Source organism: Pluralibacter sp. (assembly GCF_019237635.1).
Lineage (GTDB): Bacteria > Pseudomonadota > Gammaproteobacteria > Enterobacterales > Enterobacteriaceae > Enterobacter_B.
In genome coordinates this window covers 37,258-52,088 of sequence record NZ_JAFAGS010000013.1, presented here as the reverse complement: position 1 = coordinate 52,088, position 14,831 = coordinate 37,258, and the positions used below count along the sequence as shown (strand labels likewise).

18 protein-coding genes and 2 pseudogenes are annotated in these 14,831 nt (G+C 50.1%); 16 read left to right on the top strand and 4 right to left on the bottom strand.

What is annotated here, in order from left to right; all coding sequences use genetic code 11:
- Positions 1-377 precede the first annotated feature (377 nt).
- Positions 378-851 carry a hypothetical protein gene (locus tag JO226_RS01690; protein ID WP_125452019.1) on the top strand — a complete coding sequence of 158 codons (474 nt, stop codon included), beginning with the start codon at positions 378-380 and terminating at the stop codon, positions 849-851.
- A 225-nt stretch (positions 852-1,076) separates the two neighbouring features.
- Here JO226_RS01690 and JO226_RS01685 read toward each other — a convergent pair.
- Positions 1,077-1,172, bottom strand: a pseudogene (locus JO226_RS01685) (SOS response-associated peptidase); the annotation flags it as partial.
- A gap of 271 nt (positions 1,173-1,443) precedes the next feature.
- Here JO226_RS01685 and JO226_RS01680 point away from each other — a divergent pair.
- The 5 genes from JO226_RS01680 to JO226_RS01660 all read left to right on the top strand — a co-directional run bounded on the left by JO226_RS01680 (position 1,444) and on the right by JO226_RS01660 (position 4,551).
- Complete coding sequence (locus tag JO226_RS01680) at positions 1,444-2,652, top strand: IS256 family transposase (RefSeq protein ID WP_293481833.1); 1,209 nt, start codon at positions 1,444-1,446, stop codon at positions 2,650-2,652.
- A gap of 341 nt (positions 2,653-2,993) precedes the next feature.
- Positions 2,994-3,368, top strand: coding sequence for an NlpC/P60 family protein (locus tag JO226_RS01675; protein WP_293481831.1), 375 nt, complete (start codon positions 2,994-2,996; stop codon positions 3,366-3,368).
- Complete coding sequence (locus JO226_RS01670) at positions 3,368-3,865, top strand: YbjP/YqhG family protein (RefSeq protein WP_293481829.1); 498 nt, start codon at positions 3,368-3,370, stop codon at positions 3,863-3,865. The genes JO226_RS01675 and JO226_RS01670 overlap by 1 nt, the downstream gene beginning before the upstream one ends.
- Positions 3,866-3,985: 120 nt before the next feature.
- A complete protein-coding gene (locus JO226_RS01665) occupies positions 3,986-4,141 on the top strand; it encodes a hypothetical protein (protein WP_293481827.1) in 156 nt (51 codons plus the stop codon).
- A gap of 86 nt (positions 4,142-4,227) precedes the next feature.
- Complete coding sequence (locus JO226_RS01660) at positions 4,228-4,551, top strand: hypothetical protein (protein WP_293481845.1); 324 nt, start codon at positions 4,228-4,230, stop codon at positions 4,549-4,551.
- 85 nt (positions 4,552-4,636) lie between these two features.
- Here the strand turns inward: JO226_RS01660 and JO226_RS01655 are convergent.
- Positions 4,637-4,803, bottom strand: a pseudogene (locus JO226_RS01655) (type II toxin-antitoxin system HicA family toxin); the annotation flags it as partial.
- 599 nt (positions 4,804-5,402) lie between these two features.
- On the opposite strand from JO226_RS01655, the gene JO226_RS01650 reads away from it, so the two are divergent.
- The 7 genes from JO226_RS01650 (at position 5,403) to JO226_RS01620 (ending at position 11,355) form a co-directional block, all read left to right on the top strand.
- Positions 5,403-5,837, top strand: a complete 435-nt coding sequence (locus tag JO226_RS01650; RefSeq protein ID WP_293481843.1) for a GNAT family N-acetyltransferase — start codon at positions 5,403-5,405, stop codon at positions 5,835-5,837.
- Between the two features lie 320 nt (positions 5,838-6,157).
- A complete protein-coding gene (locus tag JO226_RS01645; protein ID WP_293481841.1) occupies positions 6,158-6,898 on the top strand; it encodes a carbonic anhydrase in 741 nt (246 codons plus the stop codon).
- Positions 6,899-7,305: 407 nt separating this feature from the next.
- The gene (locus tag JO226_RS01640; protein ID WP_293481825.1) at positions 7,306-8,442 is read left to right on the top strand and encodes a D-alanyl-lipoteichoic acid biosynthesis protein DltD; all 1,137 of its coding nucleotides are present in this window, start codon (positions 7,306-7,308) and stop codon (positions 8,440-8,442) included.
- Positions 8,439-8,561: a hypothetical protein gene (locus JO226_RS01635; protein ID WP_293481823.1), complete on the top strand. Its 123-nt coding sequence runs from the start codon at positions 8,439-8,441 to the stop codon at positions 8,559-8,561. Before JO226_RS01640 ends, JO226_RS01635 begins: the two co-directional genes overlap by 4 nt.
- Before the next feature lie 9 nt (positions 8,562-8,570).
- Positions 8,571-9,689 carry a membrane-bound O-acyltransferase gene (locus JO226_RS01630; RefSeq protein WP_293481821.1) on the top strand — a complete coding sequence of 373 codons (1,119 nt, stop codon included), beginning with the start codon at positions 8,571-8,573 and terminating at the stop codon, positions 9,687-9,689.
- Positions 9,686-11,119, top strand: a complete 1,434-nt coding sequence (locus JO226_RS01625; RefSeq protein WP_293481819.1) for an AMP-binding protein — start codon at positions 9,686-9,688, stop codon at positions 11,117-11,119. The genes JO226_RS01630 and JO226_RS01625 overlap by 4 nt, the downstream gene beginning before the upstream one ends.
- A 17-nt stretch (positions 11,120-11,136) precedes the next feature.
- On the top strand, positions 11,137-11,355 hold the full coding sequence (locus JO226_RS01620) for an acyl carrier protein (RefSeq protein WP_293481817.1): 219 nt from the start codon (positions 11,137-11,139) through the stop codon (positions 11,353-11,355).
- 59 nt (positions 11,356-11,414) lie between these two features.
- On the opposite strand, the gene JO226_RS01615 is transcribed toward JO226_RS01620, so the two are convergent.
- A complete protein-coding gene (locus JO226_RS01615) occupies positions 11,415-12,104 on the bottom strand; it encodes a VIT family protein (RefSeq protein ID WP_293481815.1) in 690 nt (229 codons plus the stop codon).
- 35 nt (positions 12,105-12,139) lie between these two features.
- On the bottom strand, positions 12,140-12,772 hold the full coding sequence (locus JO226_RS01610) for a hypothetical protein (protein WP_293481813.1): 633 nt from the start codon (positions 12,770-12,772) through the stop codon (positions 12,140-12,142).
- A gap of 240 nt (positions 12,773-13,012) precedes the next feature.
- On the opposite strand from JO226_RS01610, the gene JO226_RS01605 reads away from it, so the two are divergent.
- The 3 genes from JO226_RS01605 to JO226_RS01595 all read left to right on the top strand — a co-directional run bounded on the left by JO226_RS01605 (position 13,013) and on the right by JO226_RS01595 (position 14,817).
- Positions 13,013-13,552 (top strand): tetratricopeptide repeat protein, encoded by a 540-nt coding sequence (locus JO226_RS01605; protein ID WP_293481811.1) that lies wholly within the window; start codon positions 13,013-13,015, stop codon positions 13,550-13,552.
- A 78-nt stretch (positions 13,553-13,630) separates the two neighbouring features.
- Positions 13,631-14,080, top strand: a complete 450-nt coding sequence (locus JO226_RS01600) for an RNA polymerase sigma factor (RefSeq protein WP_293481839.1) — start codon at positions 13,631-13,633, stop codon at positions 14,078-14,080.
- A complete protein-coding gene (locus JO226_RS01595) occupies positions 14,077-14,817 on the top strand; it encodes an anti-sigma factor (protein ID WP_293481809.1) in 741 nt (246 codons plus the stop codon). Before JO226_RS01600 ends, JO226_RS01595 begins: the two co-directional genes overlap by 4 nt.
- Positions 14,818-14,831 lie beyond the last annotated feature (14 nt).

Here is a 14,831-nt window from a genome sequence, read left to right as displayed (position 1 = left end):
GGTGCCAAAAAGAAGCTGATAACCGTGTTACCGGTGTAGGCCACCAGCACCGAACCGGTGAACATGGTCGCCAGCATGGTGCGCGTGACGGTTTGACCCTGATCCAAAAGTAGCTCGGTGCTAAATCAGGGATTTGCGTCATTGTTATGGTTATTTAATAGGAATGCTCTTATTTATTGAAAATAACACCAGCATGAATTGATAAGCATCTTGTAAATAAAAAAGATAAAGCAAGTTTATACGGTATAAAAAGAAAGGTTAAATTTTTAATTATATAAATAATATTGTGATCAAAACTCACGAAGTATCTATGATACGAGAAAAATCGCATCACCATATCCGATCTCCGTAACGTAGAGAATCTTATAGGACTAAGTATGAAACTGATTAATTTTATTGGCCTTTTTACTCTCACGTGTAGTATGTCAGCGTTTGCTGAAACGGCCAGTTTTGAACAGCGCCATGATATTCGTGAGTCTGTACGGGAAGGAAAACACGATGTGCGTGAAGGCACCCGTGAATATCGTGTAGACAATAATACGGGTATTGGCGACAACTCCAATATCGATGAACGCCATGAAATTCGTGAAAAAAGTCGGGAAACGCATCACGATATACATGAGGCAAGCCGTGAGAATCGTATAGATAATGCGCCGAAGTGGAATGGCAATAACGGTGAGCGTCTGGAAAATATTGATGGAAACCACGACAACCGTCAGGATAATCGCAACAAAGACCAGGTTAAACGAAATCATGATCGTAACCAGGATCAGAGCAAACGAAATCATGACCGAAACAAAGATCAGAGTAAACGACAACACGACCGCAACAAAGATCAGAGTAAGCGTTAATAAAGAGTGCTACCAGCTCCCAATGGATTGACTCGTGGTGGGGCTTATAACATCTGCCCATTGCCCGGTTGTCATAATGTTATGACACCTCAAAAGCAAATATGCTTTATGAGGTGCCTGAAGCTTCAGATTTTCAGACTTTGCGGAACTTCTCTTCACGTCATGAAGGGGTTAGGGTCATGACCCCTGCGCCGTTTCATACCGGGTGCCCGTTATAGTGACCTATGGGAAGGGGGCATACGGAATATTGTGCTCAGCTTCTTCTGCAAGATAAGCCAGGTATTCTTCACGGGTTTTCGCCTGAGAAAAACGACCACACATAGATTACCTCCAGCCTGATGACAGAAAGTATAGGGGAGGAAAAGTGTTGGTATACTAAGCTTGAACAAACGGTTAACTCATTGATTTTTCATAAGTGAGAAATGGTGCTATATACCATTATATTGATTTAACTAATTGAGATATAAAGAATTAAGTCCGGTCTTGAAAACCGGCGACCCGAAAGGGTTCCAGAGTTCGAGAGCCTGTACATAAATTTGTGTAATTGCCTGATTTTGATATGTTCAATCCAACATCAAAAGCAGGTTAATTTATGGACGAAAAACAGTTGCAGGCCCTGGCTAACGAACTGGCCAAAAATCTCAAAACCCCTGACGATCTTAGCCAGTTCGATCGCCTGCTGAAGAAAATCAGCGTTGAGGCTGCTCTCAACGCCGAAATGTCCCACCATTTGGGCTACGATAAAAATCAGCCCAAATCGGGAGCTAACTCCCGCAACGGCTATTCCACAAAGACCGTTACCACTGGCGATGGCCCTCTGGAACTACGTACGCCGCGTGATCGTGACGGCTCCTTCGAACCCCAACTGGTGAAGAAAAACCAGACCCGGATCACCGGGATGGATAACCAAATCCTGTCACTGTACGCCAAAGGGATGACCACCCGCGAGATAGCGGCGGCGTTCAAAGAACTGTATGACGCGGATGTCTCACCGGCGCTGGTATCGAAGGTCACCGACGCCGTGATGGAGCAGGTTGTCGAATGGCAAAATCGTCCACTGGATGCGGTTTATCCTATTGTTTATCTTGACTGTATCGTCCTGAAAGTCCGGCAGGACAGTCGTGTCATCAATAAATCGGTGTTCCTGGCTCTGGGCATCAATATCGAAGGTCAGAAAGAACTTCTGGGTATGTGGCTGGCCGAAAACGAAGGGGCGAAGTTCTGGCTCAATGTGCTGACTGAACTAAAAAACCGCGGTCTGAACGATATCCTCATCGCCTGTGTTGACGGCCTGAAAGGCTTCCCTGACGCCATCAACGCGGTGTATCCGGAGGCCCGCATCCAGTTATGTATCGTGCATATGGTGCGCAACAGCCTGCGGTTCGTCTCGTGGAAGGACTACAAAGCCGTCACCCGCGACCTGAAAGCCATCTATCAGGCACCCACGGAAGAAGCAGGCCAGCAGGCACTGGAAGCATTCGCTGCTGCCTGGGACAGCCGCTATCCGCAGATAAGCCGAAGCTGGCAGTTAAACTGGGCCAACCTGGCGACGTTCTTCGCTTACCCGGCAGACATCCGCAAAGTCATCTACACAACGAACGCCATAGAGTCGCTGAACAGCGTGATCCGGCATGCGATAAAGAAACGTAAGGTGTTCCCGACGGATGACTCAGTGAAAAAGGTAGTGTGGCTGGCAATCCAGGCAGCTTCACAGAAGTGGACGATGCCACTGCGGGACTGGCGTATGGCAATGAGCCGCTTTATTATCGAGTTCGGTGACCGCCTGGACGGTCACTTCTGAGAAAAGGCATTTACACAGAATCGTGTACAGGGTCGAGTTCGAATCTCTGCGCTTCCGCCAGATTAAACAAGGGGTTACCGAAAGGTAACCCCTTTGTTTTTTTGGCTCTTAGAATACAGTTAGAATATCCACTTAGAATATTTTCCCTCACCTCCCTCCGCATCACATATTTTTTACAACTTCACTTACCCCACCTCAATTTTTTCTTTGGTATACTTGTAAGTGAAAAACCTCCGGCTATGCCGGAGGATATTTATTCAGAGCACAGCATTTTTTATTGAGAAAAAACGTAGCCATCAGCGTATCAACTCCCTTATTAACCACATCGAAAGGAAATAAGGATGAGTTGGAACAAGCAGGCTGCTATTTCACACCTCCGGTCACATGCCCTCGGTCGGTCCCATAATGAGTGTGCAACGTTCACCCGAGAAGCTATAGAGGCCGGTGGGATCAGGCTACCAAGAACCCCCAATGCAAAGGATTATGGGCCCATTCTCCAGCGTGCCGGATTTAGTGAGGTTCCTCCGGGATCGACGCTGCATAGCGGGGATGTCGCCGTTGTACAGTCTTATGATGGAGGCAATTCCAGCGGGCATATGACAATGTTCGATGGAACGCACTGGATATCTGATTTTATCCAGACTGGTTCTACCCCATACCCCGGACCTGGGTATCGACGCATGCACCCGGCATATAAGATCTACAGGATGAACTGATGAGAGCGATAATAATTCTATTGTCTTTATTGCTTTCTGCTTGTTCGGTTCATCCGGATCAGAGCGCAGCCAGCCGGGTTCGTTCGTTTTATACGTCCTACCTGGCAACTCTTACCAGTAGCGATAACGAATACCCACAATCTCAACTCCATGAATATGTTTCTGCTGACACCCTTTCCAGATTGGCTCAGATAGATGCTATTCCTGAACAGGACCTCATGGGGTCGGATTACTTCGCTTACGTGCAGGATTATGATCCGTCGTGGGTTGGTGCCCTTACCGTAGGCAGTGTGAGCCCGCTTTTGGGTGGGGAAGTCATGCCGGTGTGGATCGGTATTAATGATGGTAAAAAACTTGAACTGGAAGTCTATGTACGACGCGAGGCCGGAGAATGGAAAATTTACCGCGTCCGCGACGTAACAGACAATTACGAGCATCCGATTTTTAATGCTGGAGCCATAACCCAGGCAAAAGCTGCTGCAGAAAGCGGCCAATAAGTTGCCGTTTTATTATTAGCCCTGGCACCCGCCGGGGCTTTTTGCATTAGACTCGCTGCCTGACGGGCTAATAACCCAATCCGGGCAGGCTGCTGGCGTTATGGCTCTCACCCGGCGACGATGTATAACCCGGTGCCGCGGGAAGTCGGGCGCTGGCACACTGATTTTTCTTCTCTCGTCAGCGATCTGCCGGACGTCAATATCATCAACGCTTCCCGGCACACCGCGCTGACCTGCTTTCCACGTTCAACCATCGAGGCGGCACTTAATGCCTGAAAAACTGTATTTCGACGGGATGCATGGCATCAGCAGTTATGCGTTTGCCAGGGTAGAATAATCACCTTCAATCAAAGAGGTGGTTTGTGTGGCAAACAATTTATGGGTGGCCTTGGGCAACTATCTGGTCAGCAATTTCCGCTCTGTTTTCTGTTTTAACTGTTGTAGTTGCGATTTTGGCTCTACTCAGATGGAAAAAACAGGACCAATTGAAGGCAAAAATGGCCTTTAAGATGGCAGTTGCTGACTATTTCTACGATCTGGCAAAATTACCTATTAGGTTAGATAATTTGGAATTACGGAATAAATGCGTCAATGGGATCAATGATCTGAACACACAATTCGCCTCTTGCCATCACGCATGGCTCATGTCAGAGGGGATAATGGAAAATTATGTGGAGCTACCGTAGGCGGTGTTTTCATCTTTCGGCGTCTCAACGCCCACTGAGAAGAACATACAAACCTCCAGAGAGAGCGGGGATTAGATCCCCGCCATTTTTTAATGGATTTGGCAGTGCCAGGAGGTAAATCCTTTTTGGGATGCGGAACCGGGAACGTTTTCCGGTTATTGGTAGCCACCATATCTGGTGGCTACCTCCGTTATGCTTTTTGAGTTCACATCCGGCAGCAGTCAATTCCTTTATCCGGTCAGTCGATTTCATTTTTCCTCCTGGCCTGAAAATCATTATACACAAATACACACAGCGAAAGGTGGTGGTGTGTATTTGTGTGTATTCAGCTTAAAATAGTATTTCCATCTTGCCATCACTGATATACGGGAACTGGCTGAAAAGGGGGATGTTTTTTGATTACTGTCTGGCGACCTTTTTTTACACGTCTGTTTAAAACATAGACAATCACTTACGTTGGCCATGTTATGGTTTGTAGCGGGTAAGAGGTTTCAGAAAGGTTCCTTTTATCCGCCATCCCTAAGGTACGTTTCTTCTGTTGCGGTGAATCCCCCTGAGCGGCGGGGCATTCAGTCAGAGATGAAATGTTCTCGCGTTCCTACCGATGCGGGTCAGTTATGACTGGCTGACTCACCGGGAGGCACCCGGCACTGCAACGATTCCATGTGTGAGAGTGTTGAAAATCCCCTTGGCTACCTTCGTGTAGCCTTTTTTATATATGCGATACACATGAATCCCAGACCCTGTGGAAAACCGAGATCAAAACATCCGCACCTCCATACGGCAAAGTAGAAATGTCACGTTTGTTATAAACTTTTAATAATATCAACGGTATTTCTGAGGGCGGTTCGATAATGATTCTTGAGGGGAAAGAAACGCTGGATAGTATTGACTGGCAGGCCCTGGCGGAACTGATTGCTGCTTCCGGTTTGGGGCAGCGCGATGTCCAGTTACTGGAGCAAGCTTTTCGTTGCAGTACGTTCTGCTGGTTTGGCTATGAAAATGGACAGCTTGTTGCAGTGGCAAGGGCTATTAGCGATCTGACCTGGTGCAGTTATCTGGCGGATGTAGCAGTGGCTCCGCACCACCAGGGACTGGGCTATGGTCGGCAATTAATGCAGGCTATATGCAATCAACTGTTACCACATGGCAAAATTTTTATCTATTCTGTGATCGATAAAACGGGGTTTTATCAGCGTTATGGATTTGAATTACTGACCACAGGTATGGTCTGTGCAAGTGAGGAAAGTTTATTCAGCCTGCGTCAGCAGGGTTATGTTCTATGAAAAATCATTCATCGGGTAACCATGATGCTATTGCCTGTGGGTATTTTACCTATTGGTCTTATAGGTTGATAATGATGAGATGTTTGTTAATATCTAAGCGAGTTAGGGGAGTTATTATCAGTGTAACTGATTTATTATATAACAATGTCGCTAGTTTTAATTCATTTCACGTAGTGGATTATAATCAAAGAAAATATATTTTTGTATTGGCTGCAAGTAAATCTACCTTATTGGTAATAATATCGTTGCTTTGGTTTTATTAATTTATACTTAAAGATCATCGCTGCATTTCTAAAAACACAATCAGCCAGGAGAGTATGATGAAACAGAACCAACCAGCCTTACCTTCACGGCGGGTAATACTGAAACAGGTACTTGCTGTTTCTGCCCTTTCGGTCACAGGGATGGCAGCCTTATCGGTGCCCTCCATCTCTTTTGCGGTATCACTCAGCAAAGAAGAACGTGATGGCATGACACCGGATGCTGTGATTGAACATTTTAAACAGGGTAACCTGCGCTTTCAGGAAAATCGTCTGGCGAAGCATGATTACCTGGCGCAGAAGCGCAGCAGTATTGCAGGCCAGTACCCTGCTGCGGTGATCCTTAGCTGCATTGACTCCCGCGCGCCAGCGGAAATTATCCTGGATACTGGGATTGGCGAAACGTTTAACTCCCGCGTTGCAGGTAATATCAGCAATCGCGATATACTGGGCGGCATGGAATTTGCCTGCGCGCTTGCTGGTGCTAAAGTGGTGCTTGTCATGGGGCATACCCGCTGTGGTGCGGTTCGTGGCGCTATTGATAATACGGAGTTGGGTAACCTGACCGGTTTACTGGATGAAATTAAACCCGCGATTGAAAAAACAAAATACGACGGGGAACGTAAAGGAAGTAATTATGAGTTCGTTGATGCAGTGGCCCTGAAAAATGTCGAACTGACCATCGAGAATATTCGTAAAAATAGCCCGGTGCTGAAACAACTGGAAGACCAGAAGAAAATTAAAATAGTCGGTGGTATGTACAACCTTATCGGCGGGAAAGTTGATTTTTTCGACGTGTAAAATGTATTCATTCAGATCTGACAGTTCCTGGTTATATATACAGGAATCTGTCAGGCTCCCTGCCAGACGCAGGTTGCTGGCGGTCAGGCAATGGCACGTTCCTGGCGGGCGGGAGAGTGCGAACTCAGCCGCTTCTCAGGGCGAGGACGGCCCGGCGAGACAACGACCTTCTGGCTCATTTATTTTTAGATTCACTGTTTATTATTAACACGCTAACACTGTACATACCGTTACACAGCAACGCTCATCTTTTCGTATACACCTGATATAGAATGGCAAAAAAGACAGGCTTCGAATGCAGTCAAAAAAACGGGGCTATTTGTTGTGTGATTGTTAGAGATTTGAGTGTCAACAGATCTTAAAGCAAATTTATGCCATGTAGTGCCATGTAGTCTGGCGTGTTTATAATGAAAATCAAAAATACTCTTTGTTTACATATCCTGATGGCTACCCTGGCTATCTTGTTCCTCAGTGTTCACCCGTTGGTGACAAGCGTTGATCCACCGCTCAAATTCCAGCCGCTGATCAAATCGATGGATGGAACGCCAAAAGAACAAGCGGAAAAAATAGCCACCATTTCCCATGCCTTAAAAGGGAATGCTATTTTCTTCATCGGGGCGTCCGAGGTTGCCACCTCTGAAGAAGAACATTACGCGGTTTATAATTACTTCAATAAGCAACTGCACCGACCTGTAGTGGCTTATGGCGATAGCTATGTGGATGACGTCACACAATTTTTACTGTTTTCGCGTTTTAAAGACGACCTTAACGCGAACAGTAAAGTTGTTTTACTTCTGGCGCCTGACAGCTTTTATTCAAAAGGCCTGCCGCCAGCCATCTTTGCCGATAACTTCCCGGGATCTATTTTCAATCCTCTGATGAAAGATCCGCAGGCGCGCCCGTTGCTGGTCAATTACTTACAGCATATTGATGCTGAGGAGATAAGTCATTTAACGTTTGGCCAAATGGCTGTGCGCGGCTGGCACCCGGACCTTATCTGGGAAGAGGTGAGTTTTCAGTTCGCCAATTTCTGCACGATGATCAAAAACGACTGGCTGGCGCTGCTCAACATTGCGCCGCAGCTGGCGCAGCCGTGGCCGCAACAGTCGACAACCCGCATGGTTCCTGACTGGGATAAAGAGTTGGCCCACGCGCGCGAGTTGAATAAAAAACGCCAGCAGAGTGCGGCCACGCTGTGGATGGATAAATCTGTTTATGAGCAGGGAGACGCGCCGGAGCAGTGGGATGACACACCTGTTGTGCCCAAACAAATCGCGGTATTTAAGGCAACCGTCCAGCTTCTGAAACAACGCCATGTGCAGGTGATTGCTATCGTCGACCCCATTAACCCATGGGCGCTGTACAATACCGACACCTTCCGGCCGGTTGATAAGCAAATTAAAACCATTCTGGAAGAGAATCAGGTTCCTTATTTAGATATGTATGCAATGCCGTATGAGAACGGCTGGAACTGGGATCGCCTGCATCCTTCTGAACTGGCTTGGGTTCCTATGATTCGCTTTATTGCAGAGAGTTTTAAATGATGAAAACCGCGATTCGTCTTTTTTTCCTTTATCTCCTGCTGGCGATCACCATTGTCGCGTGGACCTCTGTCGATGACAGCATGAGTTTGCAACTGCATTTTGAATATCAAAAGTTCTGAGGTTGAATAATGTACAGCTCAGGAATGTTTTTTTTCTACTTGTTTTCATCAGCCCTGGTGTTTGCGCTGGTTAATCGCGTATTGCATCATCGCCTGACGTATTTATCTGCGTTGTCAGTACTGGCGGCATTAGGATGGGGGTTTATCTTCCAGGGGGATTATATTGTCCCGGTTGCCGTTTTTTTCAGTTTTTATGTTCTCGTGACATTAAAAGATAAGGGGTGGTTAAAAACCTGGCAGGCGGTCACCTTAACGTTGCTGCCATTGTTTTTGGTGAAATTACACTTTAATAACCACTGGGGGATGATCGGCCTCTCTTTTATGACCTTCCGCGCTATTGATGTCCTGCTTTATCGCAGTAAAAAAGATGGCCGGAATTTCCTGCACTATTTCTGCTATCTCTTTATGCCCTTCGTCATCCTGGCCGGCCCAATGTACCGCTGGCGGACATGGTTGAGCGACGTGAGCAAGCCCGTATTCGCGATTACCCGCGAACAGTTTTTAGTGGCTCTAGAGCAAATTATTACCGGGATAGTGCAGAAATTCTTACTCGCCATGCTGGTCGATACTCTGGTCGTGCAGCCGTGGAGCCACGAACCGTTTACGTTGACCGTGGGCGTGGTGATGTCGGTTGCCTACAGCGCCTATCTCTACTTTGATTTTGCTGGCTACAGCAATATGGCCATCGGGGCAGGCCGCCTGTTTGGACTGAACATTCCGGCGAACTTCAATATGCCCATCCTGGCGAAAAACCCGCAGGATTTCTGGCGTCGCTTCCACATCAGCCTCTCTGAATGGCTGCGCGATGTGGTCTTTATGCCAATTTATATGAACTTGATGAAGTTCAACTTTTTCCGCCAGAACAAAACGCTGGCGCAAAATATGGGTATTTTTTGCACCCTGTTCTGTATGGGGGCATGGAATGGACTCGAGCGACATTATGTGATCAGCGGCGCGCTCTTTGGCGCGATTTCTGTAGTTCACAACATGCTGCTGTGGTCAGCCAAACGCAGCCCGATGTTGAACAGCGGGTTACAGCATCCGGTTATTGCGTTTTTGGGGCGAATTCTGACGCTGGGAAGCGCCGCGGCCTCCCTTTACATCTTTAGTGGAATGTCACCTCTATGAAAAATCACGCCGATCTCCTGGAACTACACGATTTCTTACGTGCGGCATTATTCGATCCTGCTTCCCCCCAGCAGTTGGCAATCAGCGGCAGCGACGAAGCCTTAAGCTGGTTACAACTTTCCGCCGCCGTGACGGACTGGGCGCAGCGCTATCAGCATTGCCCGTCTTCCGCGGGTACGCCGGTGGTGTTGTACGGACATCAGCAGGCTGAATTTGCCGTGGCGATTTATAGCTGCCTGCTGCACAACATTCCGTATATTCCGGTGGATTGTATTTACCCGCAGGAGCGGCTCAAAGAGATCTGCCATCTGGCAAATGCCCCTTACTACTACGACGTGGCGACCAGGCAGTTCATCGCCACCGGCGAGATGGGCAAGGTACTGGCCGAGCAGGATCTCGCTTATATCATGTTTACGTCTGGCAGCACGGGCAAACCGAAAGGCGTGCAGATTGGGCGTGAAAGCGTATGGCACTTCATGAAATGGGTAAGTCAGGACTTTTCACTGCCTGAAAAACCGGTGTTAATGAACCATGCGGTGTTCAGCTTCGACCTCTCCCTGATCCCATTACTGGCGAATCTGGCGATGGGGGGACATGTCGTTCTGAACGCAAAAGAAGATATCCTGAAAGAAGACTGGCTGGACCGGCTGAAAATGAATGCGGTTTCCGCCTGGGTTTCCACGCCGTCTTTTGCTTATCAGAAGTTGCTCTCGCCGCAGTTCAACAGCGAGTACTTGCCGGAGCTGAACGTCTTTATCTTCATTGGTGAAGTGTTAAACAAAGCGCTGGTGAAACAGTTACGCCGCCGTTTCCCACAGGCCAAAATTATCAATTCCTACGGACCCACGGAAGCGACGGTCGCGACCACGGTGGTAGAGATAACCGATGAGATCCTCGGAAGCGACAACGCGGTGCTGCCGGTTGGGGTGATGATGCCAGACAGCAGAATGGAAATTACCGCCGACGGCGAACTGATTATCTGGGGTAAAAACGTGATGCGCGGCTATCTCGGCTTACCGCAGGAGAACGCGACAAAATTACTGCGTCGGGAGAGTGAAGCGTTTCGCGGCTACCGGACCGGCGACCTGGGTTATGAAGAGGGATTAATCTATTGCCAGGGCCGCAACGACAGCCAGGTCAAACTGAACGGCTACCGTATTGAAATCAACGAGATTGAAAATCGCCTGCTGGCAATGTCTGGCATCAGCGAAGCGGTGGTTCTGCCGCTGATGAAATCCTGCGGCAGCGTGCTGCGCATTACCGCGTTCTGCGTGACGGACCTGGCGCCGGAGGCGATCAAAACCTCGCTGGCGAAGGTGGTTCCACACTACATGGTGCCTTCACAAATTATCATTAAAGACGCTTTGCCGCTGAATCCTAACGGCAAGATCGACCGTAAGTTGCTGGACTCTCATGCCCGCACACATTAATTACTCCAGGAAAAGTGATGGAACAAGATATTCTCGCGCTGTTTGAAAAAGTGTTATCCCGCAAAGTGGGCTTTCACGATGAACTGATTGAATCTGACATTCTCGACTCTATTCTGGCGGTCGACATGGTGCTGGAAGTGCAGGACGTTTACGGCTGTATGATCCCGCCGACTGAAGTTGCTACTGTGCTGAAAACCCCGGCAGACCTGGCTCGCTATATTGAAGAGAACCGCTAATCGCCATTGGCGTTAACGTTTCTGAGAAGGCCCTGGATGATTTCATTCAGGGTTTTCTATCAGACCAGTACCTGGCCTACGAGCGACCCCACCCCCATAGATAACGCCATCGCCATTGAACTCCAGAAGGTTACCCTGATGATGGCCTTTAGCGCAGGCGCCTTGCTCGCAACCGATGAGATATAACCCAGTACGGCCAGGGAAAAAAGCGTGGACAGGATAATGAACGGTAAAACCAGACCCGCAGGGCTTAACCATGCGACAAGGACGGGTAAAACCGCGCCGGCAGAAAAACTGAGCGCTGAAAATAGCGCCGCCTGAAAAGGCCGGGCCGAATTGATATCCGACAGTCCCAGCTCTTCCCGGGCGTGAGCGTCCAGAGCATCCTGCGCCATAAGCTGTTCGGCGGCCCTGCGGGCAAGGGCAGGCTCGAGACCTCTTTGTATATAGAGCGACGTCAGTTCTGTTACCTCTCCCTCATAATCGGTAGCCAGTTCATTTTTTTCCTGCGCCAGCGCCGCCGTTTCGGTGTCCGCCTGCGATGACACGGAGACATATTCTCCTGTTGCCATCGACATCGCTCCGGCAACCAGCCCGGCGCACCCTGCCAGCAATACCCCCGAGGATGACGTATTTGCCGACGCGACGCCCAAAACAAGGCTGGCCGTGGAAACGATACCGTCATTCGCTCCCAGAACCGCGGCCCTGAGCCATCCCACTCTACCGATACTGTGTCGTTCCCGGTGCATGGTTCTGTCTTCCTTCCTGTCAGTCAATGAGACATCTAACGCCGACGCATGACGGGAGGTCTCCTGATGTGGTTAACCCTCGGCTGTACGTTCGGTCTGTTAGGTGTCGCCAGCGAACCGGGGAGATGAGGTCTTTCCTGTATGCCCGCATTGTCCCGCGAAAATGGCGAAGGGGGCAGCGGGCGGTTTTCTCTGCTGACCGGCGTCACTGATTTATTATCCAGCGGTAAACGGGGAGAGCGATCCGGATTACTGACGCTGGGTCTGTTCAGCTGGTTATTGCGCAGCGTCTGTCTTTGCTCCGGGGTCATCGCATTCCAGTGGGTGGCAAGGTCGCCCCGCAGTTTAGAGACGTCCGCCTGGCCATTGTTATCGTGCCAGTTCTGATATTTATCTTTAATCTCCTGCTGACGCTGCTCGTCGAGCCCATTCCACCACTTGTTGATAAGCTCGTCGAAATCCTCCGGATTGTCACAGCACCACGGATAATAACTGCCCCAATAGACGAAATAATCGTCGTACCACCATGGGTAGCTCCCGTAGTGAACGCCATAGTAGCCCCCGGTGCCCGTACTGGCGCCGACGCCGACGCCAACCGAGGAGCTGTTGTTGCTACTGCAACCAGCAAGACCAAAGACCAGCAGGGGGAGGAGCAGGACGGCACGCATAAGAACTCCGGGAAAAGGAATGAGTTAGCGGTAATCGCGAACCCGTATATGTTTCAGTGTAAACATGTTTATCAGAAGAGACAGTCCTGGCGATCACCGAACGCAATATTAAGTTATGGGTACGGGACTCGGGGCCTTTCCAGGTCTGGACACAGTGGCATGGCGACTCACGCGCAGATGACTGAATAAATCCCCCCCCTTGGGTGTTTACTCCATACCAAACATCACGAGGGCGTTACTATGAACCGCATTGTCACTCGTTTACTTCCTGCCTTTTTTACTGGCGTGATGCTGTTTTCCGGCTATGCGCAGGCGATGGGAGGGGGAGGCAGTAATAACGAACCCACGCCGCCTACCTGCCCGAAAGGGCAAATCTATGACCAGAAAACCAAAACGTGCATGGTGGATAAAGGCGGAATGATTGACGATAAATCCCGTACCGAATACGCCTACGCGCTGGCGAAAGCAGGGCGCTATCAGGAAGCGCTGGATATGCTCAATACGCTCAAGGATCCCAACACCGCCGAGGCGCTGAATTATCGCGGTTATGCGACCCGCAAGCTGGGGCGCACTGATGAAGGGATCGGCTATTATTTAAAATCAGTCGCGCTCGATCCTCACTATCCGAAGGTGCGTGAGTATCTCGGCGAAGCCTACATGGTTAAAAATCGTCCCGACCTGGCCCGTGAACAGCTTGCCGTCATCAAAACCTTATGCGGCACCAGTTGTGAAGAGTACCGTGACCTGTCGGCCGCCATTGAGGGTCATCCTGAATCCTGACAGGAGGCAAAAATCAGCAGCGAAACGGTACGTCGTGAGATTGTGCAATATCTCCCCCGCCTGTGGCGCTACGGACTGGTGCTTTCCCACCGGCGGGATATTGCTGATGATTTAGTTCAGGCCACCTGCGTGCGGGCGCTTGAGCGTGCGGCGCAGTTTACGACCGGTAGCAGGATGGACAGCTGGCTGTTTTCCATCCTGCACTCTATCTGGCTCAATGAGGTACGGGCGCAGCTGATCCGTCGCGGGCAGGGCTTTGTCGATATCGACGAACTGAGCGGGGCAGGCGATAGCGAGGATCCGGTGTGGTCGAACGAGGTGATAAGACGCGTTAACCGCCTGCCGGAAGCTCAGCGTAACACCGTATTTCTGGTGTATGTGGAGGAGCTATCCTACCGTGAGGCCGCCGCAGTGCTTGATGTCCCGATTGGTACGGTGATGAGTCGTTTAGCGACAGCACGTCTGACGCTTGCTCAGGACAGCGCGCTGCAACCGGAATCGCCGCCGCGAAAAGGAGAAAGATCATGACGCTTCCCGCGGGATCGGATGAGCTGCTGGTGGCCTGGCTTGATAATGAGCTTGACCCGGCGCGACGTCGCGAGCTGGAAGCCCGTCTGGCGCTGGATGTTGAGCTGGCGCAGCGCCTTGCGCTGTTTAAACAAAGCTCGCTTCCCTTCAAAGCGGCGTTCGAGCCGCTGCTTAGCGTAGCGCCTGTTGGGCGCCTGCTGCCGCCTGATGTTCCTGCCTTTTCTCTGTCCCGCCGCCATTTGATTGCCGCCGCAGTGGGGTTCCTGGCGCTGGGCGTCGCGGGCGACAGGTTGCTGATGCGGGTGACCCGTGAAGAGGAGAACTGGCGTGACCTGGTGGCGCACTACATGGTGCTTTATACCCCGGAAACTCTGGCGGATACGCCGTCCCGCGCCTCACTGGAAACCCAACTGAAAATGGTCGGGCAGCAGTTGGGCCTGCCGCTTTCCGTCGACGCGCTGACTATCCCCCCTGCAATACTCAAAAATGCGCGGCTGCTTGCCTATGACGAACAGTTCATCGCGCAAATTACCTGGCTTTATCCGCAGTCAGGTCCACTGGCGCTGTGCATCACGCACAACCGGGATGCTCGTATTGCCGCCGGGAGCGAGCGGCGGTTGGGGATGAATATCGTGTACTGGGCGAGTGTCAGCCACCAGTTCATGGTCATTGGACACAATCCTGAGGGGCAAATACGTGAGCTTGCCACCGTCCTGCAGCAGCATATCCGGGGCTGATAGTGACTGCATTC